Source organism: Pseudomonas sp. A-B-19 (assembly GCF_019947515.1).
GTDB lineage: Bacteria > Pseudomonadota > Gammaproteobacteria > Pseudomonadales > Pseudomonadaceae > Aquipseudomonas.
This window is the reverse complement of record NZ_JAGYGN010000021.1, coordinates 59,263-81,738: the sequence shown is the minus strand read 5'-3', so window position 1 is coordinate 81,738 and position 22,476 is coordinate 59,263. Positions and strand designations below refer to the sequence as shown.

Sequence of the window (22,476 nt, the reverse complement as noted above, 5' to 3'; positions counted from 1 at the left end):
TGCCCTCGCCACTAAATGCTCATTAACAGTCGACTACTGCCGGGCGCGCAGTTGCTGCTGCAGGTTCTGGATCTGCGCCTGAAGGGTATTGATGTTGCGGGTGACCTGGCTGCGGAAGGCATCGAATTCGGCGGTATTGGTCGAGCCCTGTGCGGCGGCCGGACGGTTGTCCTGCTGGCTCTTGAGCACGATCATGTCTTGCTCGAGGCGCTCGATGGCAGCGCTCTGATTGCCTTGCTTCTTCAGCGCGGTGATGTCGGCGCCCAGGCTTTTGAGCTGTGCGTCGAGTTTATCCGAGTCGGACGGGGCACTTTTCAGGGCGGCCAATTCACCGCTCAAGGCTTTGACCTGGGCCTGCAACTGCGTATTGGCCGTCTGATGCTCGGTGTCCTGGGCAGTCAACTGCGCCAGGCGCTTGTCCAGTTCGCTGGTTTGCGCGGTCATCTGTGCCAGTCGCTTGTCCAGGTCCGAGGCCTGGCCGGCAACACCTTGCTGCTGGGCGCCCTGGTCCTTGAGTTTGCTTTCCAGCTGGCGGATTTGCAGCTTCAAGGCCTCGCTGTCGGTGGTGACACTGGTCTGGCTGGCAACGACCTTTCCGGAAATGTCCTGCAGGCGCCCTGCCGCTTCCTCACTGATCCGCGCGAAACTTTCCTGGGTCGCCACCAATTGCTGTTCCATCAGGGAAATCTGCTGAAAACTCCACCAGGCCAGGCCCGCGAACGCAAAGATCAACGCCCCGACCAACGCCCAGAGGGGGCCAGTGCTCGCCGCCTTGACCTTCACCATCGGCGCCGTGCGCGAATGCACGACCGTGCGGGCAGTAGGCGGAAAATCGTCGTCGAGAACGTCTGCACGCAGGCTCGGTACATCGTCGAAGTCGTCGTTGGCATCGTTACGCATGGACATTGAATCAACCTTAGTGAAACAAATGATGGCTTTATGCCGCGTAGTATAAACCCCACAGCCGTAACCATTGACCCCCAAGCCCCGTATCCGGTTCAGTCAGGGGGCGTCGTTCGAGCATCAACGAATATCCTGGGCCTTCCACCAGCTACAGAATTCATCGAGGGCCGCCCAGAGGCTGACCTTGGGATCGTAATCCAGATAATGCCGGGCGCGGCTGATGTCCAGGGTGAAATTTTTGTTCATGACCTGCATGCCCAGGCGCGACAGCGTCGGCTCGGGACGCCCCGGCCACATTTTGCACACGCCCTCGTTGAGCGCCGCCATGCTGTAGGCCAGGCCGTAGGAACGGTGGCGGGTTACCTGTGGGACCTCCATGTTGCGCATGACGTAATTGACCACGTCCCACAACGGAATCGGCGTGCCGTTGCTGATGTTGTAAGCCTTGCCCAAGGCAGAACCGCTGGCCAGCAAACTGCCGAGCAACGCTTCGTTGAGGTTTTGCACGCTGGTGAAATCAACTTTGTTCAGACCGTTGCCGATGATCGCCAGGCGCCCCTTGCGTTGCAGGGTCAACAGGCGCGGAAAGATGCTCATGTCGCCGGCCCCGGTAACGAAACGCGGGCGCAGGGCCAGGGTTTCGAGGCCGAACTCCTGGGCGCCGAAGACTTTTTGCTCGGCCAGGTACTTGGTGGCGGCGTAAGGGTGCTTGAAGCGCTTGGGCACCTGTTCTTCGGTCAGGCCCAGGTGATCGCGACCATCGAAGTATATCGACGGCGACGACAAATGCACCAGCCGCCGAACCCGTTGCTTCAGGCAGGCCTCGACCACGTTCTCGGTGACCTGGACGTTGCCCTGATGGAAATCCTGATAACGCCCCCACAAACCGACGGCTCCAGCGCAATGCACCACCGCCTCGACGTCCGAACACAGTTCGCGCGCCAGTTCCGGGTCGCTCAAGTCACCCGGGATGAACTCGGCTCCGCGGCGTACCAGATGCTCCACACTCTCGGCCCGGCGACCGTTGACCCGCACGTCCAGGCCCTGCTCCAGGGCAAAACGCGCAAAGCGCCCGCCGATGAAGCCGCTTGCGCCGGTAACCAGAATCTTCATGAATTGCTCCGAATATTTCGTTTTGCGTATTACGTGAGGTCTTGACGCTGCGCGTCAGTCCAAGGGCACCAGCCATTGCTTCGATACGCGTACCAATTGATCGGTGAGTAAACCCAGCAGTTGGCCGCCATTACGCCAATGATGCCAGTACAGCGGCACATCGATCGGCTTATCTGGCAGCAGCTCCTGCAATACGCCCCTTTCCAGTTGCTCGCGCACCTGCAGTTCCGGAACCAGCCCCCAGCCCAGCCCGGCTTCCGTCAGACGAATGAAACCTTCGGAGGACGGACATAAATGGTGTTCGAAACCGCCCTCGACGCCGAGGGATGCAAGGTAGCGATGCTGCAGGAAATCGTCCGGGCCAAACACCAGCGCCGGAGTGCGGGCCAACTGATCGGCCCGCACGCCTTGCGGAAAATGCCGGGCAATGAAGGCGGGGCTGGCCAGCGCACGGTAACGCATGGCCCCCAGCAACACGCTGCGCGCACCCGCCACCGGACGTTCGCTGGCGCAGACGCAGGCCGCCACTTCACCGGCGCGCATGCGCTTGAGGCCGACGGTCTGGTCTTCGACCACCAGATCCATCAACAGATGCTGTTCGGCGCAAAACGCCCCCACGGCCTGTGCCCACCAAGTGGCCAGGCTGTCAGCGTTCAGGGCGATCCGCAGGCGCTCCGGCAGGCCCTCTTCATCCAGCGCCGGCACCAGGCTTTGCAAATCCCGTTCAAGCAAGCGCACCTGCTGCACGTGGTTGAGCAACCGTCGACCGATTTCCGTCGGCGTTGGCGGCGTGGCCCGCACCAGCACCGGCTGGCCAACCCGCGCTTCCAGCAGCTTGATGCGCTGGGAAATCGCCGATTGCGACAGGCCCAGCACCTGCGCCGCCCGTTCAAAACCCGCCTGTTCGACCACGGCCGCCAGGGCAGAAAGCAATTTATAGTCGAACATCAGTTTTCCTAATGAGCGATCAGCAAGATTGGTTTTTCTTATACAGCCTTCACAAGGACAATGACCAGCAAGAACTCTTGAACAAGGATCACCCACATGGCTGGCGAAACTTCATTGGCAACGCTGCTGCGCAGCATGAGCCCGCAACTCAACGCCGGCGAATACGTGTTCTGCACCCTGCGCGACGGCAAATTACCGACGGATCTGGAAATTGTCGGCAGCTTTCGCGAGCAGGAAGGACTGACGGTAATTCTGGAACGCTCCCATGCCGAAAAAGCCGGATTCAGCTTCGACTACATCGCTGCCTGGATCACCTTGAACGTGCATTCGGCCCTCGAAGCGGTCGGACTGACCGCCGCGTTCGCCACGGCATTGGGCAATGCCTGCATCAGCTGCAACGTGATTGCCGGCTACTACCACGACCATTTGTTTGTCGGCCAGGCCGACGCCGACCGTGCCCTGCAGGTACTGCGGGATCTGGCAGCCAACGCGGAGTAAAAAATCATGTGGCAAAGTTATGTGAACGGGCTGCTCGTGGCCTTCGGCCTGATCATGGCGATCGGCACCCAGAATGCGTTTGTGCTGGCGCAAAGCCTGCGGCGTGAACATCACCTGCCGGTGGCGGCGCTCTGCGTGGCCTGCGATGCCCTGTTGGTGGCCGCCGGGGTATTTGGCCTGGCGACCGTGCTGGCGCAGAACCCGACGTTGCTGGCCATCGCCCGTTGGGGCGGTGCAGCGTTTCTGTTGTGGTACGGCAGCCAGGCGCTACGCCGGGCCTTTTCCAGGCAGAGCCTTGAGCAGGGCGAAGGCCAGACCGTACGCTCGCTGCGGGCGGTCATGCTCAGCGCGCTGGCGGTAACGCTGCTCAACCCGCACGTCTATCTGGACACCGTTTTGCTGATCGGCTCCCTGGGCGCACAACAAACCGAGCCCGGCGCTTATGTCGTAGGCGCGGCCAGCGCCTCGCTGCTGTGGTTTTTCACCCTGGCCCTTGGTGCGGCATGGCTGGCACCGTGGCTCGCCCGGCCCAGCACCTGGCGAATTCTCGATCTGTTGGTGGCTGTGATGATGTTCGCCGTAGCGCTGCAGTTGATCGCGGCCATCTGATTGACGGAACCTCTATTCCACACAGTTGTTGCGTGGTTATGCCGCCCCCCCGGTGCTATGATCCGACTCCCTGCGCCGCAAAGAGTACAAACTCCCCGGCGCTTGTCTGGCCGCCCGTGATCGGCCTTGCGCTCACCGCAACTGACCTGATTAGGAGAATCATCATGGCTTTCGAATTGCCGCCGCTGCCGTACCCACACGATGCTCTGCAGCCGCACATTTCCCGGGAAACCCTGGAGTACCACCACGACAAGCACCACAACACCTATGTCGTGAACCTGAACAACCTGGTGCCAGGCACCGAGTTCGAAGGCAAGACCCTGGAAGAAATCGTCAAGACTTCCTCGGGCGGTATCTTCAACAACGCCGCTCAGGTCTGGAACCACACTTTCTACTGGAACTGCCTGGCGCCAAACGCTGGCGGTCAACCAACCGGCGCTCTGGCTGAAGCCATCAACGCGGCTTTCGGTTCGTTCGACAAGTTCAAGGAAGAGTTCAGCAAGACGTCCATCGGCACCTTCGGTTCCGGTTGGGGCTGGCTGGTGAAGAAGGCTGACGGTTCCCTGGCCCTGGCCAGCACCATCGGCGCCGGCAACCCGCTGACCAACGGCGACACCCCGCTGCTGACCTGCGACGTCTGGGAACACGCTTACTACATCGACTACCGCAACCTGCGTCCGAAGTATGTCGAAGCGTTCTGGAACCTGGTCAACTGGAAGTTCGTGGCTGAGCAGTTCGAAGGCAAAACCTTCACCGCTTAAGCTCGACGCCAGTCAAAAGAACCCGGCTTTTTAGCCGGGTTTTTTTATTGCCCGGGATTGTCAGCGTTCGGCGGGGTCCCTTCGCGAGCAGGCTCGCGATGAACGATGACGCGGTCAACCTGACTGAATACCTATCCCTGCGGATCGACGTTATCCAACGCACGATTCACCGCCAGTTCCGCCAGCATGATGATCTGCGCAATGGCCAACGCCGTGTTGCGCTGAGGACCGGTCAGGAAGGTGGCGAAATCACTCGCCATGACATTGGCTGAAGCCAATGACTCACAAGCATGGGCCAGCAGGGATTCGGTATCCATGTCCGGGACGATCATGAACATGGTGTTGGGGGTGTAGGGTTTGGTGGTGTTGTTGGGGGGATCGGGGATTAACTTATCCACTGAAATATTCCTATGCGATGGGTGCCGCCAATTGCCGTTCTCACACGGCAAAGAGGTGGCAGCTATGTGCGAGGTGAGAAACCGGTCATAGGCACCCGGCCAGACAAAAGTCTGCCCGCACACAGCCGCCATAACGCATTTACAGACAGCGGATAAGCTGGCGGCAATTATGCGGATACTGGCACTGGATGACTATGACTTGCCGGGTTCTCACACCCGATCGCTGAGTTTTCAGCGACAGTCAAAGGCTATTCAGCCCGCTTCCGACGGGCAACCTGAAAACTGCGTGGGAAACTTCTGGCGCTTTCCTACACCGCGCTACCCGCAAAGACGTAACGCGGAGCGTCACTGGCGGCATTCCCACGCGCGAGCGTGGGAACGATCAGCTTAAAGGCGTGGGAGATTGGTCGGCTGTCAGGCCGCCATCGCTGGCAAGCCAGCTCCTACAGGGATCGGGAACATCTGCAAGAAATTGGTTGGCTGTCAGGCCGCCATCGCGAGCAAGCTCGCTCCCACAGAAAAGCAAAGGCAGAGCGGCGTACACCTGCGCTCTTCACCACTCATCAGGCCGAGCGTTAGCTCGCCTGCAGCTCTTGATCTTGATCCACCCGCCCCCTCGGCAGGCTGAGCGGAGGTGTTTATCCGGGGATTGGCGCGCAGCGCCGTTCGACGCAGTCGAACTCATTGCATGTAGGTCGAAGCGAAGCCGACCGGAGGGCAATGCCCCCGGATGAATGCCGGAGCGAAGGAACCCCGAGCCTCAGCGAGGGGCCGTACGTAAGGGGCGAGACCTTTTGGTTCCTTTTGGCTGGGCCGGCACTCCGGGCGTTTGCCAAAAGGGACTCGCCGTCAGGGCGAAACCATAAGCCGCCGTTACCGAAGAAATGGATATGTACTCCGTTAAAACTCCAAAACAACCTACAGAATCCAAGGCATGTTCCGACGATGAAACAAGTCTTCCGGCCCTTGCTCCCCCGCCGCGGACGACTAACATCAAACAAAAGGAAAATATCTCCACCCCGCCCCTCAAGTTGAAGGACTCGACAACCGACACAGTGCTAATAGGCTAACTCATCAAGCAAACTGCAAATCGGCCAGGCTGAGGGCAAAATCCCCCGGGGATGATTGTCCCTTTGACTGCCATCATGGGATTGCCAATACTCATGGCAACTTGATGCTACCCGCACGGAACAAGGAATAACCCTTTGAAGCTGGAACTCAAGAACAGCTTGTCGGTGAAGTTGCTCCGGGTCGTGCTCCTGTCGGCATTGATCGTCGGCGTGGTCTTGAGCTGCGCCCAGATTGTGTTCGATGCCTATAAAACCCGCCAGGCCGTCGCCAGCGATGCCCAGCGCATCCTCGACATGTTTCGCGACCCCTCGACTCAGGCGGTCTATAGCCTGGACCGGGAAATGGGCATGCAGGTCATCGAAGGCCTGTTTCAGGACGACGCCGTGCGCCAGGCCTCCATCGGCCATCCCAACGAAGCCATGCTCGCGCAAAAAAACCGCGAACTGCAGCATTCCCACAGTCGCTGGCTGACCGACCTGATTCTTGGCAAGGAACGCACCTTCACCACCCAACTGGTCGGTCGCGGGCCTTACAGCGAGTATTACGGCGATCTGAGCATCACCCTCGATACCGCCACTTACGGCCAGGGGTTCATTGTCAGCTCGGTGATCATCTTCATTTCCGGCGTACTGCGCGCGCTCGCCATGGGGCTGGTGTTGTATCTGGTCTATCACTGGCTGCTGACCAAGCCGCTGTCGCGGATCATCGAGCACCTCACGGAAATCAATCCGGATCGTCCCAGCGAACACAAGATTCCGCTGCTCAAGGGCCACGAGAATAACGAACTGGGTGTCTGGATCAACACCGCCAACCAGTTGCTCGAATCCATCGAACGCAATACTCATCTGCGCCACGAAGCCGAAAACAGCCTGTTGCGCATGTCCCAGTACGATTTCCTGACGGGACTGCCGAACCGTCAGCAATTGCAGCAGCAACTGGACAAGATCCTCACCGACGCCGGCAAACTGCAGCGCCGGGTCGCTGTGTTGTGTGTCGGCCTCGATGACTTCAAGGGCATCAACGAGCAGTTCAGCTACCAGACCGGCGACCAGTTGCTGCTGGCCCTGGCCGATCGCCTGCGCGGCCATAGCGGTCGTCTGGGCACCCTCGCCCGCCTCGGTGGCGACCAGTTCGCCCTGGTCCAGGCCGATATCGAGCAACCCTACGAAGCCGCCGAGCTGGCACAAAGCATTCTCGATGACCTGGAAGCGGCGTTTGCCCTCGATCATCAGGAGATCCGCCTGCGCGCCACCATCGGCATCACCCTGTTCCCCGAGGACGGCGACAGCACCGAGAAGTTGCTGCAAAAGGCCGAGCAGACCATGACGCTGGCCAAGACCCGCTCGCGCAATCGCTATCAGTTCTATATCGCCAGCGTCGACACCGAAATGCGCCGCCGCCGCGAGCTGGAAAAAGACCTGCGCGATGCACTGATCCGCAATCAGTTCTACCTCGTCTACCAGCCGCAGATCAGCTATCGCGAAAACCGCGTGGTGGGCGTCGAAGCCCTGATTCGCTGGCAACACCCAGAGCACGGCATAGTACCGCCAGACCTGTTCATCCCGCTGGCCGAACAGAACGGCACCATCATTGCCATCGGCGAATGGGTGCTTGACCAGGCCTGCAAACAATTACGCGAGTGGCATGACCAGGGCTTCAGCGACCTGCGCATGGCGGTAAACCTGTCCACCGTTCAATTGCATCACGCCGAACTGCCACGGGTGGTCAACAACCTGCTGCAGATGTATCGCCTGCCACCACGCAGCCTGGAGCTGGAAGTCACCGAAACCGGTCTGATGGAAGACATCAGCACGGCGGCCCAGCACCTGCTCAGCCTGCGCCGCTCCGGTGCGCTGATCGCCATCGATGACTTTGGAACCGGCTATTCGTCCTTGAGCTATCTCAAGAGCCTGCCGCTGGACAAGATCAAGATCGACAAGAGCTTCGTTCAGGACCTGCTCGATGACGACGACGATGCGACCATCGTTCGGGCCATCATCCAGCTGGGCAAGAGCCTGGGCATGCAGGTAATTGCCGAAGGCGTGGAAACCGCCGAGCAAGAGGCCTACATCATCTCCGAAGGCTGTCACGAAGGTCAGGGCTATCACTACAGCAAGCCGTTGCCGGCACGGGAACTGGGCGCTTACCTGAAGCAGGCCCAACGCAGCAACGCCGCTATTTTGTAAAAAACACAACCCTCCTGTAGGAGCGAGCTCGCTCGCGATGAACCTGAGAGCAACACGCTCATTCAGAATGAACGCGTCATCGTTAAAGTCCATCGCGAGCAAGCTCACTCCTACAGTGAATAAGAAATATTTACAGGTACAACCCTTTACACATAATGCGAAAGATTTGCATTATGTCGCAGTTTTGCGTGCGCATAGCACCACTCCCCCCTTATCGAAGCAGGATGTTCGCCATGATTCGTATGCCTCTGGCTACCGCCAGTCTGTTGGCCATCGCTATTTCCCTCGCCGGTTGCGGCGAAGGTAAAGACCAGGAAAAAGCTGCCGCGCCTGCGCCAGCTGCCAGCACTGCAGCTGCTCCAGCCGTTGCGCCTGCCGCTGCCGGTAAAGTCGACGAAGCCGCCGCCAAAGCCGTTGTCGCTCATTACGCCGACATCGTTTTCGCCGTTTACAGCGATGCCGAATCCACCGCGAAGACCCTGCAAACCGCCGTCGACACCTTCCTCGCCAAGCCGAACGCCGACACCCTGAAAGCCGCCAAGGCAGCCTGGGTTGCCGCTCGCGTGCCTTACCTGCAGAGCGAAGTGTTCCGCTTCGGCAACACCATCGTTGACGACTGGGAAGGTCAACTGAACTCCTGGCCGCTGGACGAAGGCCTGATCGACTACGTCGACAAGTCCTACGAACACGCCCTGGGCAACCCGGGTGCCACTGCCAACATCATCGCCAACACCCAAGTGCAGATCGGCGAAGACAAGGTCGATGTCAAAGACATCACCCCGGAAAAACTCGCCAGCCTGAACGAGCTGGGCGGTTCCGAAGCCAACGTTGCCACCGGCTACCACGCCATCGAATTCCTGCTCTGGGGCCAGGACCTGAACGGCACCGGCCCTGGCGCCGGCAACCGTCCGGCTTCGGACTACCTGGAAGGCAAAGGCGCTACCGGCGGTCACAACGATCGTCGTCGTGCCTACCTGAAGTCCGTGACTCAGCTGCTGGTCAGCGACCTGGAAGAAATGGTCGGTAACTGGAAGCCGAACGTGGCCGACAACTACCGCGCCACCCTGGAAGCGGAACCGGCTGAAACCGGCCTGCGCAAAATGCTGTTCGGCATGGGCAGCCTGTCCCTGGGCGAACTGGCGGGCGAGCGCATGAAGGTTTCCCTGGAAGCCAACTCCCCGGAAGACGAACAGGACTGCTTCAGCGACAACACCCACAACTCGCACTTCTACGATGCCAAGGGCATTCGTAACGTGTACCTGGGCGAATACACCCGTGTCGACGGTACAAAAATGACCGGCGCCAGCCTGTCGTCCCTGGTGGCCAAGGCCGACCCGGCTGCCGACACCGCGCTCAAAGACGACCTGGCTGCTACCGAAGCCAGGATCCAGGTCATGGTCGACCACGCCAACAAGGGCGAGCACTACGACCAGTTGATCGCCGCCGGCAATACCGCGGGCAACCAGATCGTCCGCGACGCCATCGCTTCCCTGGTCAAGCAGACCGGTTCGATCGAAGCCGCTGCAGGCAAACTGGGCATCAACGACCTGAACCCGGACAACGCTGATCACGAGTTCTGATCAACGCTGGCTGAGTGAGTAATAAGGCGGCCTTCGGGTCGCCTTTTTCATGCCTGCTTTTTGGGTGATGCTCATGGCCTCATCGCGGGCAAGCCACGCTCCCACAGGGATTGGAGGTGTACACAGCGACAGTGAACGCCAGAGAACCTGTGGGAGCGTGGCTTGCCCGCGATGGCCACGCCGCGGTCTCAAGTGAAAACCCTGCCCCACATCAAGCAAACGATAATTCCTCTTATTCAAATTCCCATCCCCTGTTAGACTTTGCGCCCTTGTTTTGCTCGTCTTGCAGGATGTCTGATGCCCCCGCTGCCTCTTCGCTTGTCCGCACTGTTTCTGGCCCTGGGCCTGAGTGCCTGCGATGACGCCCCGAAATTCACTCGGGCAGAACCCGGTGAAGCCCGCTCCGGCGGCAGTGCGACAGTGCGCAAGACCGATCAGAACGCGTTTTCCATGCCCTCGGCGAATCTGCCGCCGTCTCGGCGCGTGGATTTCAGTGTCGGCAACAGCTTCTTCCGCAGCCCCTGGGTGATCGCCCCGTCGACGACGACCGCCCGCGATGGCCTCGGCCCACTGTTCAACACCAATGCCTGCCAGGGCTGCCACATCAAGGACGGCCGCGGCCATCCGCCGACTCCGGACGATGTGAACGCCGTGTCGATGCTGGTACGCCTGTCGATTCCCGACGCCCCGGCGTATGCCAAGGTCATCGAACAGCTCGGCGTGGTGCCGGAGCCGGTCTACGGCGGTCAACTCCAGGACATGGCCGTACCCGGCGTGGCCCCCGAAGGCAAAGTGCGGGTCGATTACACCGCCGTGCCGGTTCGCTTCAAGGACGGCACCGAAGTCGAGCTGCGCAAACCGCGCCTGAACATTACCCAGCCAGGCTACGGCCCGATGCACCCCGATACCCGCTTCTCGGCCCGCGTGGCGCCGCCGATGATTGGCCTGGGCTTGCTCGAAGCGATCCCCGAGGAGGCGATCCTGGCCAACGTCGAGGCACAGGCCAAGGCGAACAACGGCATCGCCGGACACCCGAACCGGGTCTGGGACGATGCCCTGCAAAAGACGGTTCTGGGACGATTTGGCTGGAAAGCCGGACAACCGAACCTCAATCAACAAAATGTTCACGCGTTTTCCGGTGATATGGGGCTCACGACCAGCCTTAGACCCGTTGATGACTGCACGGACGCGCAAACGGCCTGCAAACAGGCGCCCAGTGGCAACGGCCCCAATGGCGAGCCGGAAGTCAGCGACAACATCCTGCGCCTGGTGCTGTTCTACAGCCGTAACCTCGCCGTACCGGCCCGCCGCGACGTCAACGCGCCAGAAGTGCTGGCCGGCAAGACTTTGTTTTATCAGGCCGGTTGCCAGTCCTGTCACACACCGAAATACACCACCGCCGCCAACGCCGCTGAACCTGAACTGGCCAATCAAGTGATTCGCCCGTACAGCGATCTGCTGCTGCATGACATGGGCGACGGCCTGGCCGACAACCGAAGCGAATTCCAGGCCAGCGGCCGCCAATGGCGCACGCCGCCGCTGTGGGGCATCGGCCTGACACAGGCGGTCAGCGGCCACACCCAGCTTCTGCACGATGGCCGCGCCCGCAACCTGCTCGAAGCCGTGCTCTGGCATGGCGGCGAGGCACAAGCGGCGCAGCAACAGGTTTTGTCTTTCAATGCCGAGCAACGCGCTGCGTTGCTGGCGTTCCTGAATTCCCTTTAACACGTATTCCACTCGCGGGAGCCCGACATGTTCCGTCCCAAACTGTTGTTCACCAGCCTTGCCGCACTCGCCCTGGGCGCCTGCTCGCCCCAGGACCCGCAAGCGGTCACGTCGGCGGCTATTGCCAAGTCGGTGATCCTGCCGACCTACACCCGCTGGGTTGAAGCTGACCGTCAATTGGCGGTCAGCGCCCTCGCCTACTGCGAAGGCAAGGAAACCCTGGAAACCGCTCGTGCCGATTTCCTGCACGCACAAAAAGCCTGGGCCGAACTGCAACCGCTGCTGATCGGGCCATTGGCCGAAGGCAACCGTTCATGGCAGGTGCAGTTCTGGCCGGACAAGAAAAACCTGGTCGGCCGTCAGGTCGAGCAACTGGTCACCGCCCAGCCACAGATCGATGCCGCCGCCCTGGCCAAGTCCAGCGTTGTGGTACAGGGGCTCTCGGCCTACGAATACATTCTGTTCGACAGCAAGCCTGACGTGGCCAACGCTGAGCAGAAGAGCAAATACTGCCCGCTGCTGATCGCCATCGGCGAACGCCAGAAGCAATTGGCCGAAGAGATTCTGCAAACCTGGAACAACACCGACGGCATGCTCGCGCAAATGAGCAAGTTCCCGAACCAGCGTTATGCGGACTCCCATGAGGCGATCGCCGACCTGCTGCGTGTGCAAGTCACCGCCATCGACACCCTGAAGAAAAAACTCGGCACGCCAATGGGCCGTCAGACCAAAGGCGTGCCGCAACCGTTCCAGGCCGATGCATGGCGCAGCCAGTCGTCCCTGACCAGCCTCGAAGCCAGCCTCGCGGCCGCCAAAACGGTCTGGGAAGGCGTAGACAACAAAGGCCTGCGCGGCCTGCTGCCGAGCGAACAGAAGCCGTTGGCCGACAAGATCGATGCGGCCTATGCCGCCTCGCTGAAACTGTTCGCCGGCAACCAGCGTTCGCTGACCGACATGCTCGGTGACGACGCCGGCCGCCAGCAACTCAACGAGCTGTATGACAGCCTCAACGTCGTCCATCGCCTGCACGAGGCCGATCTGGCCAAGGCATTGGGCATCCAGTTGGGCTTCAACGCCAACGACGGTGACTGATGAGGGCCAGTTCCATGCTGCGACGCCAGGTTCTGACTTTAGGTAGTTTGCTGCTGGGTGCAGTGACGCTGGGCGGCTGGAAGCTGTTCAAGCAAAAGGACAAGAGTCCGTTGCTGCTGTCGGCGCGGGACGATACCGATGGCCGGCATTACGCCGTCGGTTATCGTCTGGATGGTACCCAGGTGTTCGCCACCCGGGTCAGCCAGCGTTGCCACGACATCATCAACCACCCGACCCTGCCGATTGCGCTGTTTGTCGCCCGTCGACCAGGTACCGAAAGCTACCTGGTCGACCTGCGCGACGGCGCGCTCCTGCAAACCGTGGTGTCACAGCCGAACCGGCACTTCTACGGACACGCAGTCATTCACCACAGCGGTGACTGGTTGTACGCCACCGAAAACGACACCAGCGATCCGGGCCGCGGCCTGCTCGGCGTGTACAGATTCGAAGGCGAACGGCTGGTGCACAGCGGTGAGATTTCCACCCACGGCCTCGGTCCCCATCAGGTGTCATGGATGCCCGATGGCGAAACCCTGGTGGTGGCCAACGGCGGGATTCGCACCGAGGCCGAAAGCCGGGTGGAGATGAACCTCAACGCCATGGAACCGAGCCTGGTGCTGATGCAACGTGACGGCACCTTGCTGAGCAAGGAAACCCTCGCCCAGCAAATGAATAGCGTGCGCCATCTCGCCATCGCCAGCGACGGCACCGTCGTCGCCAGCCAGCAGTTCATGGGCGCGGCCCATGAGTCGTCGCAGCTGTTGGCGATCAAGCGTCCCGGCCAGCCTTTCGTCGCGTTCCCGGTGCCCGAACACCAGTTGCAGGCCATGGGGCATTACACCGCCAGCGTCGCGGTACACAGCGACTTGCGCCTGGTGGCGTTGACCGCACCGCGGGGCAACCGCTTTTTCATCTGGGATCTGGACAGCGGTGAAGTACGCCTGGATGCGCCACTGCCCGATTGTGCCGGGGTCGGCGCCGTGGCCGATGGTTTTGTCGTGACCTCGGGTCAGGGGCGCTGCCGCTACTACGACTGCCGCCAGACAAACCTTGTTGCAAAACCGCTGGAGCTACCCGCCGGGCTCTGGGACAACCATCTGCATCTGATGGCGTAATTCATTGAAAATGATCGTCGCCTGGGGTCGCAACATCCCGCAGGCGTGGCCCCAGGCGACGAATCTTTTCAGGCTTTCACCCCTCTAATACCTCACAACCTGTAAAAACGGCAGTCGGATTACCCTCTACACTCCCGGTAATGTGCCCCGCTGTCTCACCTGATTTTCTCCAAGGAACCGGATATGCTGCGTCGCCGCATGCTGATCATGTTGGGTGTCGTTCTACTGATTGTGCTGGTCCTGGCCGCGTACAAAGCCTTCTCGATCTACACGATGATTCAAGGCCACTCTGCGCCCAGACCGGCCATCAGCGTTGCCGTGGCCACCGCCACCGAGCGCCCATGGCAATCCCGCCTGCCTAGCGTTGGCACGCTCAAGGCTTTGCAAGGCGTAGACCTGAGACTGGAGACCGATGGCACCGTCATTGATGTCCAGTTCGAGTCAGGGCAAAAGGTGAAGGCCGGTCAACCCATCGTCCGGCTCGACAGCGCCGTGGAAAGTGCCCTGCTCGAAACCGCCCTGGCTGACCTCGGGCTGGCCCAGCTGGACTACAACCGTGGCAGCCAACTGGTCGGCAGCCAGGCGATTTCCAAAGGTGAGTTCGACCGACTCTCGGCGGTCCTGAAAAAGAGCAGGGCCACGGTCAATCAGCTCAAGGCTGCCCTCGAGAAAAAACGCATCATCGCGCCGTTCAGCGGCACCATCGGCATTCGTCAGGTGGACGTCGGCGACTATGTGGCCAGCGGCACCACGATCGCCACCCTGCAAGACCTCAGTAGCCTGTATGTCGACTTTTTCGTGCCCGAGCAATCGGTGCCGAAGATTGCTCTCGGCCAACCAGTGCAGGTCATTGTCGCGGCGTATCCGACCCAGGAATACCCCGGCACCATCAGTGCAATCAACCCCAAAGTCGAGAACAGCACCCGTAACGTGCAGGTCCGCGCCACCCTGGCCAACCCCGATGGCACGTTGATGCCCGGCATGTTCGCCAGCCTCCAGGTGCTCCTGCCCGACCCGCAACCGCACATCGTGGTACCGGAAAGCGCGATTACCTACACGCTCTACGGCAACTCGGTGTATGTGGCCGTACCAAAGAAGACCAAAGATGGCAGCCCGGAAAAGGACGACAAGGGTCAGCCGGTGCTGATCGCCGAACGACGTTTTGTCGAAACCGGCGAACACCGCGATGGGCAAGTGATGATCACCAAAGGCGTGCAGAGCGGCGAGAAAGTAGTGACTGCCGGCCAGCTCAAGCTGGACAACGGCACACACATTGCCATCAGCGACGACAAGACCCTGGCCGAGCGGAACAGCCCGCCACGCGCGGACTGATCAAGGAGTCCCCATGGCTTTTACCGATCCGTTCATCCGCCGTCCGGTTCTCGCAACCGTGGTCAGCCTGCTGATTGTGCTGCTGGGTTTCCAGGCCTGGGGCAAGCTGCCACTGCGCCAATACCCGCAAATGGAAAACGCCCTGATCACGGTGACCACCGCCTACCCCGGGGCCAACGCCGAGACCATCCAGGGCTACATCACCCAACCGTTGCAGCAAAGCCTGGCCAGCGCCGAGGGCATCGACTACATGACCTCGGTGAGCCGCCAGAACTTTTCGGTGATCTCGATCTACGCCCGCGTCGGCTCCAACAGCGACCGTCTGTTTACCGAACTGCTGGCCAAGGCCAACGAGGTCAAGAGCCGGCTGCCCCAGGACGCTGAAGACCCAGTGCTGAGCAAACAATCTGCCGATGCGTCAGTGTTGATGTACATGAGCTTTTTCAGCAAGGAATTGAGCAACCCGCAGATTACCGATTACCTGTCACGGGTGATCCAGCCAAAACTGGCGACCCTGCCCGGCATGGCCGAAGCCGAGATCCTCGGCAACCAGGTCTTTGCCATGCGCCTGTGGCTGGACCCGGTGAAGCTCTCTGGTTTCGGCCTCAGCGCCAGCGATGTGACCAACGCGGTGCGCCAGTACAACTTTCTCTCGGCCGCCGGCGAGGTGAAAGGCGAATACGTGGTCACCAGCATCAACGCCAATACCGAACTCAAGTCCCCCGAAGCCTTCGGGGCGATTACGCTCAAGGTCGATGGCGACAGCCGTGTGTTGCTGCGCGATGTGGCACGTGTGGAAATGGGCGCGGAAAACTACGACACCATCAGCTCGTTCGGCGGCACCCCTTCGGTGTACATCGGCATCAAGGCGACACCCGGCGCCAACCCGCTGGAGGTGATCAAGGAAGTGCGCAAGATCATGCCGGACCTTGAGGCCCAGTTGCCGCCGAACCTCAAGGGTGAGATCGCCTACGACGCCACCCTGTTCATCCAGGCCTCGATCGACGAAGTGGTGAAAACCCTGTTCGAAGCGGTGCTGATCGTGATCGTGGTGGTGTTCCTGTTCCTCGGCGCCCTGCGTTCGGTGGTGATCCCGGTGGTGACCATCCCGCTGTCGATGATCGGCGTCATGTTCTTCATGCAGATGATGGGGTACTCCATCAACCTGCTCACCCTGCTGGCGATGGTATTGGCCATCGGTCTGGTGGTGGATGACGCCATCGTCGTGGTGGAAAACATTCACCGCCACATCGAGGAAGGCAAGACACCGCTGGACGCCGCCATTGAAGGTGCCCGGGAAATCGCCATGCCGGTGGTCTCGATGACCATCACCCTGGCCGCGGTCTATGCGCCGATCGGTTTCCTGACCGGCCTGACCGGGGCACTGTTCAAGGAATTCGCGCTGACCCTGGCCGGCGCAGTGGTGATTTCCGGCATCGTTGCCCTGACCCTGTCGCCGATGATGTGTGCGTACCTTCTGCGTCACGACGAGAATCCCGGTGGCCTGGCCCATCGCCTGGACATGATTTTCGAAAACCTCAAGCGCCGCTACCAGAGCCTGCTTCACGGCACCCTCAACACCCGGCCGGTGGTGTTGGTGTTCGCGGTAATCGTGTTGTGCCTGATTCCGGTCTTTCTCAAATTCACCAAATCGGAACTGGCGCCGGATGAGGACCAGGGCGTCATTTTCATGATTGCCAACGCCCCGCAACCGACCAACCTCGACTACCTGAACGCCTACACCAACGAGTTCGTCTCGATCTTCAAGTCGTTTCCCGAGTACTACTCGTCATTCCAGATCAACGGTTTCAACGGCGTGCAATCGGGCATCGGCGGTTTCCTGCTCAAGCCATGGAGCGAGCGCAGTCGCACGCAAATGGCGATCCTGCCCCAGGTGCAGGCCAAACTGGAAAAGATCCCGGGGCTGCAGATTTTCGGCTTCAACCTGCCATCACTGCCGGGCACTGGCGAAGGCTTGCCGTTCCAGTTCGTCATCAACTCCGCCAACGATTACGAATTGCTGCTGCAGGTGGCCGACCGGGTAAAAAAACGTGCACAGGAATCCGGCAAGTTTGCGTTTGTCCACGTTGACCTGGCCTTCGACAAGCCGGAAGTGGTGGTGGATATCGACCGCGCCAAGGCGGCCCAGATGGGGGTTTCGATGCAGGATCTGGGGGGAACCCTGGCGACCCTGCTGGGTGAGGCCGAGATCAACCGTTTCACCATTGAAGGTCGCAGCTACAAAGTCATTGCCCAGGTCGAGCGGCCGTTCCGCGACAATCCGGACTGGCTGAACAATTACTACGTGAAAAACACCAAGGGCGAGCTGTTGGCATTGTCGACCCTGATCACCGTCACTGACCGTGCCCGACCGCGACAACTGAGCCAGTTCCAGCAACTCAACTCGGCCACCCTGTCCGGCGTGCCGCTGGTGAGCATGGGGGAAGCCATCGACCTCATGCGCCAGATCGCCCAGGAAGAGGCCCCCACCGGCTTTGCCTTCGACTACGCCGGCGCATCGAGGCAGTACGTTCAGGAAGGCACTGCCCTCTGGGTCACCTTTGCCCTGGCACTGGCGATCATTTTCCTGGTGCTGGCGGCCCAGTTCGAAAGCTTCCGCGACCCGCTGGTGATCCTGGTCACCGTGCCCCTGTCCATCTGCGGCGCATTGATTCCGCTGTTCCTGGGTTGGTCGAGCATCAACATCTACACCCAGGTCGGGCTGGTGACGTTGATCGGGCTGATCAGCAAGCACGGCATTCTGATCGTCCAGTTCGCCAACCAGCTACGCAAGGACAAGGGCCTGACGGCACGGGAAGCGGTCGAGGAAGCGGCGGCCATCCGGCTGCGTCCGGTCTTGATGACCACCGCAGCAATGGTATTCGGCATGGTGCCATTGATCATCGCCACCGGTGCCGGCGCGGTCAGCCGATTCGACATCGGCACGGTCATCGCGACGGGCATGTCGATCGGCACGCTGTTCACCTTGTTTGTGTTGCCCTGCATCTACACGTTGCTGGCCAAACCCGATAAGCGCTGACACAGATGAACTTGTAGGAGCGAGCTTGCTCCGGGCGGCGTTCCGACGATGGACTCAAGAGCGCCGCGTTTAGCCAGTAAACACGCGTTATCGTTAACGACCATCGCGAGCAAGCTCGCTCCTACACTGCACGCAAAAAAAAGGCCTCGCATCAGCGAGGCCTTTCATTTGGGCTTCAATCGTTTCAACTTTGTGGCCTCAATCCCTGAGAAAGTCCGAACATGAACAATAACAAATCATGATCGGGTCGAGTGGCCACGGATGCCTTCGCAACTCGTGGCAATGGACAATGTTCTTCTGCGCTTATCGAGCTGAGAACCCGGGGGCGTGGTTGCTCCCAGGTTGCCATCGCGATTGATGCAACTGCCAAGGCTCCTACCAGAAACACACCTCGTGCAATTTCGAGTTTCATCGCTATAAACCCTTGATAGCGCTGCCAAACGCCGTCTCATAAAAATAGATGAGTTTTTTCCAGTCTGCCGCGCTGAATGACGAATGGCGACGCAACTGCTTCATGTCATGGACAGCTGCGCGATAGGCGGTCAAACGCTGTCGGCATTTCTCCAGATCGATCAGGGCAACTTCGACCTTGGCCGACTCGCCCTCACCTGTCACCCGAACGAATACGTGCTTGTCGTAAAGGCAGCCGTGCTGCCAGCGGCCCTTGTGCATACGGGCCAGGTTTTCAGCCAGGTCCTTGAGTACCCGTTCATTTATGGTTTCACCATGACGCTCGCGACCGCCACCGGCGTACCAGCGATCGATTTCCTCGAAGCCGTCCAGCGACTTGGTGACCAGCAAGGCACGCCATTTGTGTACAGGATCGCGTTGCGCGCCACAGAAAACAATTTCCGGAACCCGTACGCCAAGCTCGGTCACACCGGTAAGCGCAGCATGCTCGCGCATGACCGTAGGCCGCCCGAAAGGGTGCTGCAAGCTACGATGGATATGCCCGGTCTGGCGCTTGACGTAGAGCAATTGACCATCACTGCCCATCAGGCGTTGAACGCCGCTTTCCCCGCCGCGACGGACGTTGGGTTCTTCTACCCATTCACCGCGCTGATTCCAGAAATGATCGAAGCCGTCCTGGGGAGCGACTTCCGTTTCTGCTGCACACTGCACTGCCATCCTGTTACCTCTTGCGTAATACGTAAACTCGCCACATCGCATAGAGCGGCAAAAAGTCCAGTTGTTCCTGGATGCGGAAACCCGCCTGCTCAAATTCTTTTTCTACGGTAGCCGCCGGTAACACAAACCGGTTCTGGTAACCTTCCTGCCCACGGGTTTTCTCCGAACGCTTGTATTTCCAGGCCTTGAAGTTGCCATCGACCCACAGCGAAAGGATCACGCTGTCACGGGAAACTCGCTCGAATTCGCGCAAAATAGCCATGCGATGTTCGGCTTCACCGATGTGGTGGAGCAAGCGCATGCAAAAAATGCTGTCGACGGAGTTGTCCGGCAAAGCGATGTCGAATGCAGACGTCTGCAAGGGTTGTACCCGTTTCACCACCTCGGCAGGTTGCGCCTGGGTTGCGATCTTCAGCATGGACTGCGAGTTATCGGCGCCGACGATCACGCGGTTGGATTTTTCCGCCAGCAAGGGCCAGAAACGCCCTGCACCGCACGGCAAATCGAGGATCAGGCCAGGCTCGCCAGCCAGAGCCAGCGCCTTGCGCGCCACTTGTTCATCACGCCAGTGGGACAGTCGACGGCCGAGACCTTCCTGATGTTTGCGCAAATAGCGTTGCGCATGCCGATCGTCGTACTTTTCGGAAAAATCGAGTTTGATCGGACCATCCATCGTCAGGTCTCCTGAACTTCTGATAGTAACTACCTTAGGTTTTGGGGTGTCGGCGACAGGTGATCCATTTGTGAAAATTATATTATGGGAAGCCTGGAAGTATTACAGGGCTTTACAGAATAGGCAGCGTTTGCTGAACACCCGACTCAACTGATCAAATTCAGGACAACTCCACCTGAAAACGGCAGCCACTAGGTTCCATGGTTGTCAGGCTGACGCTCCAGCCCTGGTTTTCACAAATCCGCTGCACCAGTGAAAGCCCCAGTCCCAGGCCTTCCCCGCGCTTTTCGTCGCCCCGAACGAACGGTTCGAACATCGCCTCGCGTTTTTCCTCGGGAATGCCCACGCCACTGTCTTCGACCAGAAAGCCCGTAGCCGTCAGGGTCAGGCGAATGAAGCCCCGCTCGGTGTAATGCAAGGCATTACGCAGCAAGTTACCCATCACCGCGTGCAAGAACGTCGCGTTGTAGCCCTTGGTCTGGGGGTTGCCCGGTTCGAAGATCAGCTCCAACCCTTTGCTTTCGATAGGTTCACGCCACAGACCGAGCAGGCCCTCGGCCACCTGACTAAGGGACTGTTGCGGCGACATGCTGGCGTCTTCGCGTTGGGCACGGGCCAGCATCAGGAAGGTTTGCACCAGCTCACGCATTTCTTCGCATGCCCGGGCAATGCGCTCGACCTGAGCGCGGCCGCGCTGATCGATACCGGGGTTCTCCAGCAACAACTCGCAGGAACTGGCCAATACCATCAGGGGCGTACGCAATTCGTGACTGACGTCGCTGGTGAACAGCCGCTCGCGGGTCAAGGCCTGACGCAGGCGCCCGAGGGTGGCGTCGAAGGCCACGGCCAGTTCGCCCACTTCGTCGGCGGCATAGTCCGGAGCCAATGGAGGAGCCAAACCCAGCAGTTGATCACGATGGCGTACCTGGCGGGCCAACCGCACCACCGGCGCCATGACCTTGCGGGCCAGGCCCCAGCCGAGAAATACCGCCAGCGCCAGGCTCAGCACGAACCCCACCAGCACCACGGCAAACAGCACCCGCTCACGCTCTTCGAAGTCGCTCTGATCCTGCAACAGGACGTAACGTCGGCCGTCGACGACTTCGACCATGGCGTGGTACGACAGGTTTTCACGGAACACTTCATGGAAACCCGGCTCCAGGTGCCGCAAATCCTTGGGCAATCTGAAATCGCCTGGCCCGCTGCTGAAGTAGAACAATTGGTCCGGTTCGGGACGATGGCGCCAGTCCGCGACATTATCCATCAGCAACAGGCGCTGCAAATCGCCGCCCAGACCTGCCGAAATCAGTTTTTCTTCCACCAGGTGCACGGTCGCCACAATGCCCATGGCAAAGGCACCTGCCACCAGTGCGCTCATCAGCGCAAAGGCAATGATGATGCGTTGAGAAAGGCTCTGCTTAAACTCCATCACGCCCCTCGGCCAAGCGATACCCCACACCGTGCACGGTTTGCAGCAATGGCCTGGCGAACGGCTTGTCGATCACCTGGCGCAGTTGGTGGACATGGCTGCGCAGGCTGTCGCTGTCCGGGCAGTCGTCGCCCCAGAGCGCTTCTTCGAGAATTTCACGGCGCAATACATGCGGGCTTTTCTGCATCAACACGGCCAGCAGCTTCAGGCCGACCGGGTTGAGTTTCAGCAAGCGGCCTTCGCGAGTGACTTCCAGGGTGTCGAGGTCGTAGCTCAGGTCACCGACCTGCAAGGTCCGCCGTCCGCCGCCCTGGGTACGGCGCATGACCGCTTCGATACGCGCCGCCAGCTCAGACAGGGCGAACGGTTTGATCAGGTAGTCATCGGCGCCGGACTTGAAACCTTGCAGGCGGTCATCCAGTTGATCCCGGGCCGTGAGCATGATCACCGGCGTTTCGCGGCGGGCATCTTCGCGCAGACGCTTGCACAGGGTATAGCCATCAATGCCGGGCAGCATGATATCGAGCACGATCAAATCGTAGTGCTCGGTGGCCGCCAGATGCAGGCCAGACAGACCATCCTGCGCGCAATCCACGGTATAGCCTTTGAGCCCCAGGTAATCGGCCAGGTTGGCCAGGATATCGCGGTTGTCTTCAACCAATAGAATTCGCATGGGTATCTCTCCGTCCACAGTAACGGCCGTCGTGGCCCGCGCAGCTTAAGGCCAAGCGTGGCCCACGGCTAGGGGAAGGCCATGGGTGAATCAATTCGATCAACTGAAAGGTATGATTGACAGGTTTTTCACTATCGATTCACGCGCTGACTACAGTGGTCAGCCGAGACTTTCACGCGGTTGATAATAAGGAATACACAAA

At 60.1% G+C, this 22,476-nt stretch carries 19 protein-coding genes; 10 read left to right on the top strand and 9 right to left on the bottom strand.

Annotated elements, in window-relative coordinates:
• Nucleotides 1-33: 33 nt before the first annotated feature.
• The 3 genes from KGA81_RS21565 to KGA81_RS21555 form a co-directional block, all read right to left on the bottom strand.
• Nucleotides 34-906 (bottom strand): ATPase, encoded by an 873-nt coding sequence (locus KGA81_RS21565; protein WP_223548236.1) that lies wholly within the window; start codon nucleotides 904-906, stop codon nucleotides 34-36.
• A 117-nt stretch (nucleotides 907-1,023) separates the two neighbouring features.
• Nucleotides 1,024-2,016, bottom strand: a complete 993-nt coding sequence (locus KGA81_RS21560; protein WP_223548234.1) for an NAD-dependent epimerase/dehydratase family protein — start codon at nucleotides 2,014-2,016, stop codon at nucleotides 1,024-1,026.
• Nucleotides 2,017-2,070: 54 nt separating this feature from the next.
• Entirely contained in the window at nucleotides 2,071-2,964 is an 894-nt protein-coding gene (locus KGA81_RS21555; protein WP_223548232.1) for a LysR family transcriptional regulator ArgP, read from the bottom strand.
• 96 nt (nucleotides 2,965-3,060) lie between these two features.
• Here KGA81_RS21555 and KGA81_RS21550 point away from each other — a divergent pair, with 96 nt between their 5' ends.
• The 3 genes from KGA81_RS21550 to KGA81_RS21540 all read left to right on the top strand — a co-directional run bounded on the left by KGA81_RS21550 (nucleotide 3,061) and on the right by KGA81_RS21540 (nucleotide 4,832).
• Nucleotides 3,061-3,462, top strand: a complete 402-nt coding sequence (locus tag KGA81_RS21550) for an ACT domain-containing protein (RefSeq protein ID WP_223548229.1) — start codon at nucleotides 3,061-3,063, stop codon at nucleotides 3,460-3,462.
• A 6-nt stretch (nucleotides 3,463-3,468) separates the two neighbouring features.
• The gene (locus tag KGA81_RS21545; protein WP_095943857.1) at nucleotides 3,469-4,071 is read left to right on the top strand and encodes a LysE/ArgO family amino acid transporter; all 603 of its coding nucleotides are present in this window, start codon (nucleotides 3,469-3,471) and stop codon (nucleotides 4,069-4,071) included.
• Nucleotides 4,072-4,235: 164 nt separating this feature from the next.
• Nucleotides 4,236-4,832, top strand: coding sequence for a superoxide dismutase (locus KGA81_RS21540; RefSeq protein ID WP_223548227.1), 597 nt, complete (start codon nucleotides 4,236-4,238; stop codon nucleotides 4,830-4,832).
• Between the two features lie 131 nt (nucleotides 4,833-4,963).
• On the opposite strand, the gene KGA81_RS21535 is transcribed toward KGA81_RS21540, so the two are convergent.
• Complete coding sequence (locus KGA81_RS21535; RefSeq protein ID WP_115947380.1) at nucleotides 4,964-5,230, bottom strand: DUF6124 family protein; 267 nt, start codon at nucleotides 5,228-5,230, stop codon at nucleotides 4,964-4,966.
• A gap of 1,205 nt (nucleotides 5,231-6,435) precedes the next feature.
• On the opposite strand from KGA81_RS21535, the gene KGA81_RS21530 reads away from it, so the two are divergent.
• The 7 genes from KGA81_RS21530 to KGA81_RS21500 all read left to right on the top strand — a co-directional run bounded on the left by KGA81_RS21530 (nucleotide 6,436) and on the right by KGA81_RS21500 (nucleotide 18,371).
• Entirely contained in the window at nucleotides 6,436-8,487 is a 2,052-nt protein-coding gene (locus KGA81_RS21530) for a putative bifunctional diguanylate cyclase/phosphodiesterase (RefSeq protein WP_223548224.1), read from the top strand.
• 233 nt (nucleotides 8,488-8,720) lie between these two features.
• A complete protein-coding gene (locus KGA81_RS21525) occupies nucleotides 8,721-10,067 on the top strand; it encodes an imelysin family protein (protein WP_223548222.1) in 1,347 nt (448 codons plus the stop codon).
• Between the two features lie 297 nt (nucleotides 10,068-10,364).
• Nucleotides 10,365-11,792: a di-heme oxidoredictase family protein gene (locus KGA81_RS21520; RefSeq protein ID WP_223548220.1), complete on the top strand. Its 1,428-nt coding sequence runs from the start codon at nucleotides 10,365-10,367 to the stop codon at nucleotides 11,790-11,792.
• A 27-nt stretch (nucleotides 11,793-11,819) separates the two neighbouring features.
• A complete protein-coding gene (locus KGA81_RS21515) occupies nucleotides 11,820-12,884 on the top strand; it encodes an imelysin family protein (RefSeq protein WP_223548218.1) in 1,065 nt (354 codons plus the stop codon).
• Nucleotides 12,885-12,898: 14 nt separating this feature from the next.
• The gene (locus tag KGA81_RS21510) at nucleotides 12,899-13,999 is read left to right on the top strand and encodes a DUF1513 domain-containing protein (RefSeq protein ID WP_223548216.1); all 1,101 of its coding nucleotides are present in this window, start codon (nucleotides 12,899-12,901) and stop codon (nucleotides 13,997-13,999) included.
• A 183-nt stretch (nucleotides 14,000-14,182) separates the two neighbouring features.
• On the top strand, nucleotides 14,183-15,331 hold the full coding sequence (locus KGA81_RS21505) for an efflux RND transporter periplasmic adaptor subunit (RefSeq protein WP_223548213.1): 1,149 nt from the start codon (nucleotides 14,183-14,185) through the stop codon (nucleotides 15,329-15,331).
• Between the two features lie 13 nt (nucleotides 15,332-15,344).
• A complete protein-coding gene (locus tag KGA81_RS21500; RefSeq protein ID WP_223548210.1) occupies nucleotides 15,345-18,371 on the top strand; it encodes a multidrug efflux RND transporter permease subunit in 3,027 nt (1,008 codons plus the stop codon).
• 184 nt (nucleotides 18,372-18,555) lie between these two features.
• On the opposite strand, the gene KGA81_RS21495 is transcribed toward KGA81_RS21500, so the two are convergent.
• The 5 genes from KGA81_RS21495 to colR all read right to left on the bottom strand — a co-directional run bounded on the left by KGA81_RS21495 (nucleotide 18,556) and on the right by colR (nucleotide 22,274).
• On the bottom strand, nucleotides 18,556-18,783 hold the full coding sequence (locus tag KGA81_RS21495) for a hypothetical protein (RefSeq protein ID WP_223548207.1): 228 nt from the start codon (nucleotides 18,781-18,783) through the stop codon (nucleotides 18,556-18,558).
• A 2-nt stretch (nucleotides 18,784-18,785) separates the two neighbouring features.
• Nucleotides 18,786-19,499: a lipopolysaccharide kinase InaA family protein gene (locus KGA81_RS21490; protein ID WP_223548205.1), complete on the bottom strand. Its 714-nt coding sequence runs from the start codon at nucleotides 19,497-19,499 to the stop codon at nucleotides 18,786-18,788.
• Between the two features lie 4 nt (nucleotides 19,500-19,503).
• A complete protein-coding gene (locus KGA81_RS21485) occupies nucleotides 19,504-20,172 on the bottom strand; it encodes a class I SAM-dependent methyltransferase (protein ID WP_223548203.1) in 669 nt (222 codons plus the stop codon).
• 160 nt (nucleotides 20,173-20,332) lie between these two features.
• Complete coding sequence (locus KGA81_RS21480; RefSeq protein ID WP_223548201.1) at nucleotides 20,333-21,601, bottom strand: sensor histidine kinase; 1,269 nt, start codon at nucleotides 21,599-21,601, stop codon at nucleotides 20,333-20,335.
• Nucleotides 21,591-22,274 (bottom strand): two-component system response regulator ColR, encoded by a 684-nt coding sequence (gene colR / locus KGA81_RS21475; protein WP_223548199.1) that lies wholly within the window; start codon nucleotides 22,272-22,274, stop codon nucleotides 21,591-21,593. The genes KGA81_RS21480 and colR overlap by 11 nt, the downstream gene beginning before the upstream one ends.
• Nucleotides 22,275-22,476: the final 202 nt, after the last annotated feature.

What these genes read in the sequence shown, in the direction of transcription:
- KGA81_RS21500 (WP_223548210.1), top strand. Translation starts at nt 15,345, where the DNA reads ATGGCTTTTACCGATCCGTTCATCCGCCGTCCGGTTCTCGCAACCGTG.
- KGA81_RS21560 (WP_223548234.1), bottom strand. Translation starts at nt 2,016, where the DNA reads ATGAAGATTCTGGTTACCGGCGCAAGCGGCTTCATCGGCGGGCGCTTT.
- KGA81_RS21555 (WP_223548232.1), bottom strand. Translation starts at nt 2,964, where the DNA reads ATGTTCGACTATAAATTGCTTTCTGCCCTGGCGGCCGTGGTCGAACAG.
- colR (WP_223548199.1), bottom strand. Translation starts at nt 22,274, where the DNA reads ATGCGAATTCTATTGGTTGAAGACAACCGCGATATCCTGGCCAACCTG.
- KGA81_RS21550 (WP_223548229.1), top strand. Translation starts at nt 3,061, where the DNA reads ATGGCTGGCGAAACTTCATTGGCAACGCTGCTGCGCAGCATGAGCCCG.
- KGA81_RS21525 (WP_223548222.1), top strand. Translation starts at nt 8,721, where the DNA reads ATGATTCGTATGCCTCTGGCTACCGCCAGTCTGTTGGCCATCGCTATT.
- KGA81_RS21505 (WP_223548213.1), top strand. Translation starts at nt 14,183, where the DNA reads ATGCTGCGTCGCCGCATGCTGATCATGTTGGGTGTCGTTCTACTGATT.
- KGA81_RS21510 (WP_223548216.1), top strand. Translation starts at nt 12,899, where the DNA reads ATGCTGCGACGCCAGGTTCTGACTTTAGGTAGTTTGCTGCTGGGTGCA.
- KGA81_RS21545 (WP_095943857.1), top strand. Translation starts at nt 3,469, where the DNA reads ATGTGGCAAAGTTATGTGAACGGGCTGCTCGTGGCCTTCGGCCTGATC.
- KGA81_RS21485 (WP_223548203.1), bottom strand. Translation starts at nt 20,172, where the DNA reads ATGGATGGTCCGATCAAACTCGATTTTTCCGAAAAGTACGACGATCGG.
- KGA81_RS21480 (WP_223548201.1), bottom strand. Translation starts at nt 21,601, where the DNA reads ATGGAGTTTAAGCAGAGCCTTTCTCAACGCATCATCATTGCCTTTGCG.
- KGA81_RS21540 (WP_223548227.1), top strand. Translation starts at nt 4,236, where the DNA reads ATGGCTTTCGAATTGCCGCCGCTGCCGTACCCACACGATGCTCTGCAG.
- KGA81_RS21490 (WP_223548205.1), bottom strand. Translation starts at nt 19,499, where the DNA reads ATGGCAGTGCAGTGTGCAGCAGAAACGGAAGTCGCTCCCCAGGACGGC.
- KGA81_RS21495 (WP_223548207.1), bottom strand. Translation starts at nt 18,783, where the DNA reads ATGAAACTCGAAATTGCACGAGGTGTGTTTCTGGTAGGAGCCTTGGCA.
- KGA81_RS21515 (WP_223548218.1), top strand. Translation starts at nt 11,820, where the DNA reads ATGTTCCGTCCCAAACTGTTGTTCACCAGCCTTGCCGCACTCGCCCTG.
- KGA81_RS21520 (WP_223548220.1), top strand. Translation starts at nt 10,365, where the DNA reads ATGCCCCCGCTGCCTCTTCGCTTGTCCGCACTGTTTCTGGCCCTGGGC.
- KGA81_RS21565 (WP_223548236.1), bottom strand. Translation starts at nt 906, where the DNA reads ATGTCCATGCGTAACGATGCCAACGACGACTTCGACGATGTACCGAGC.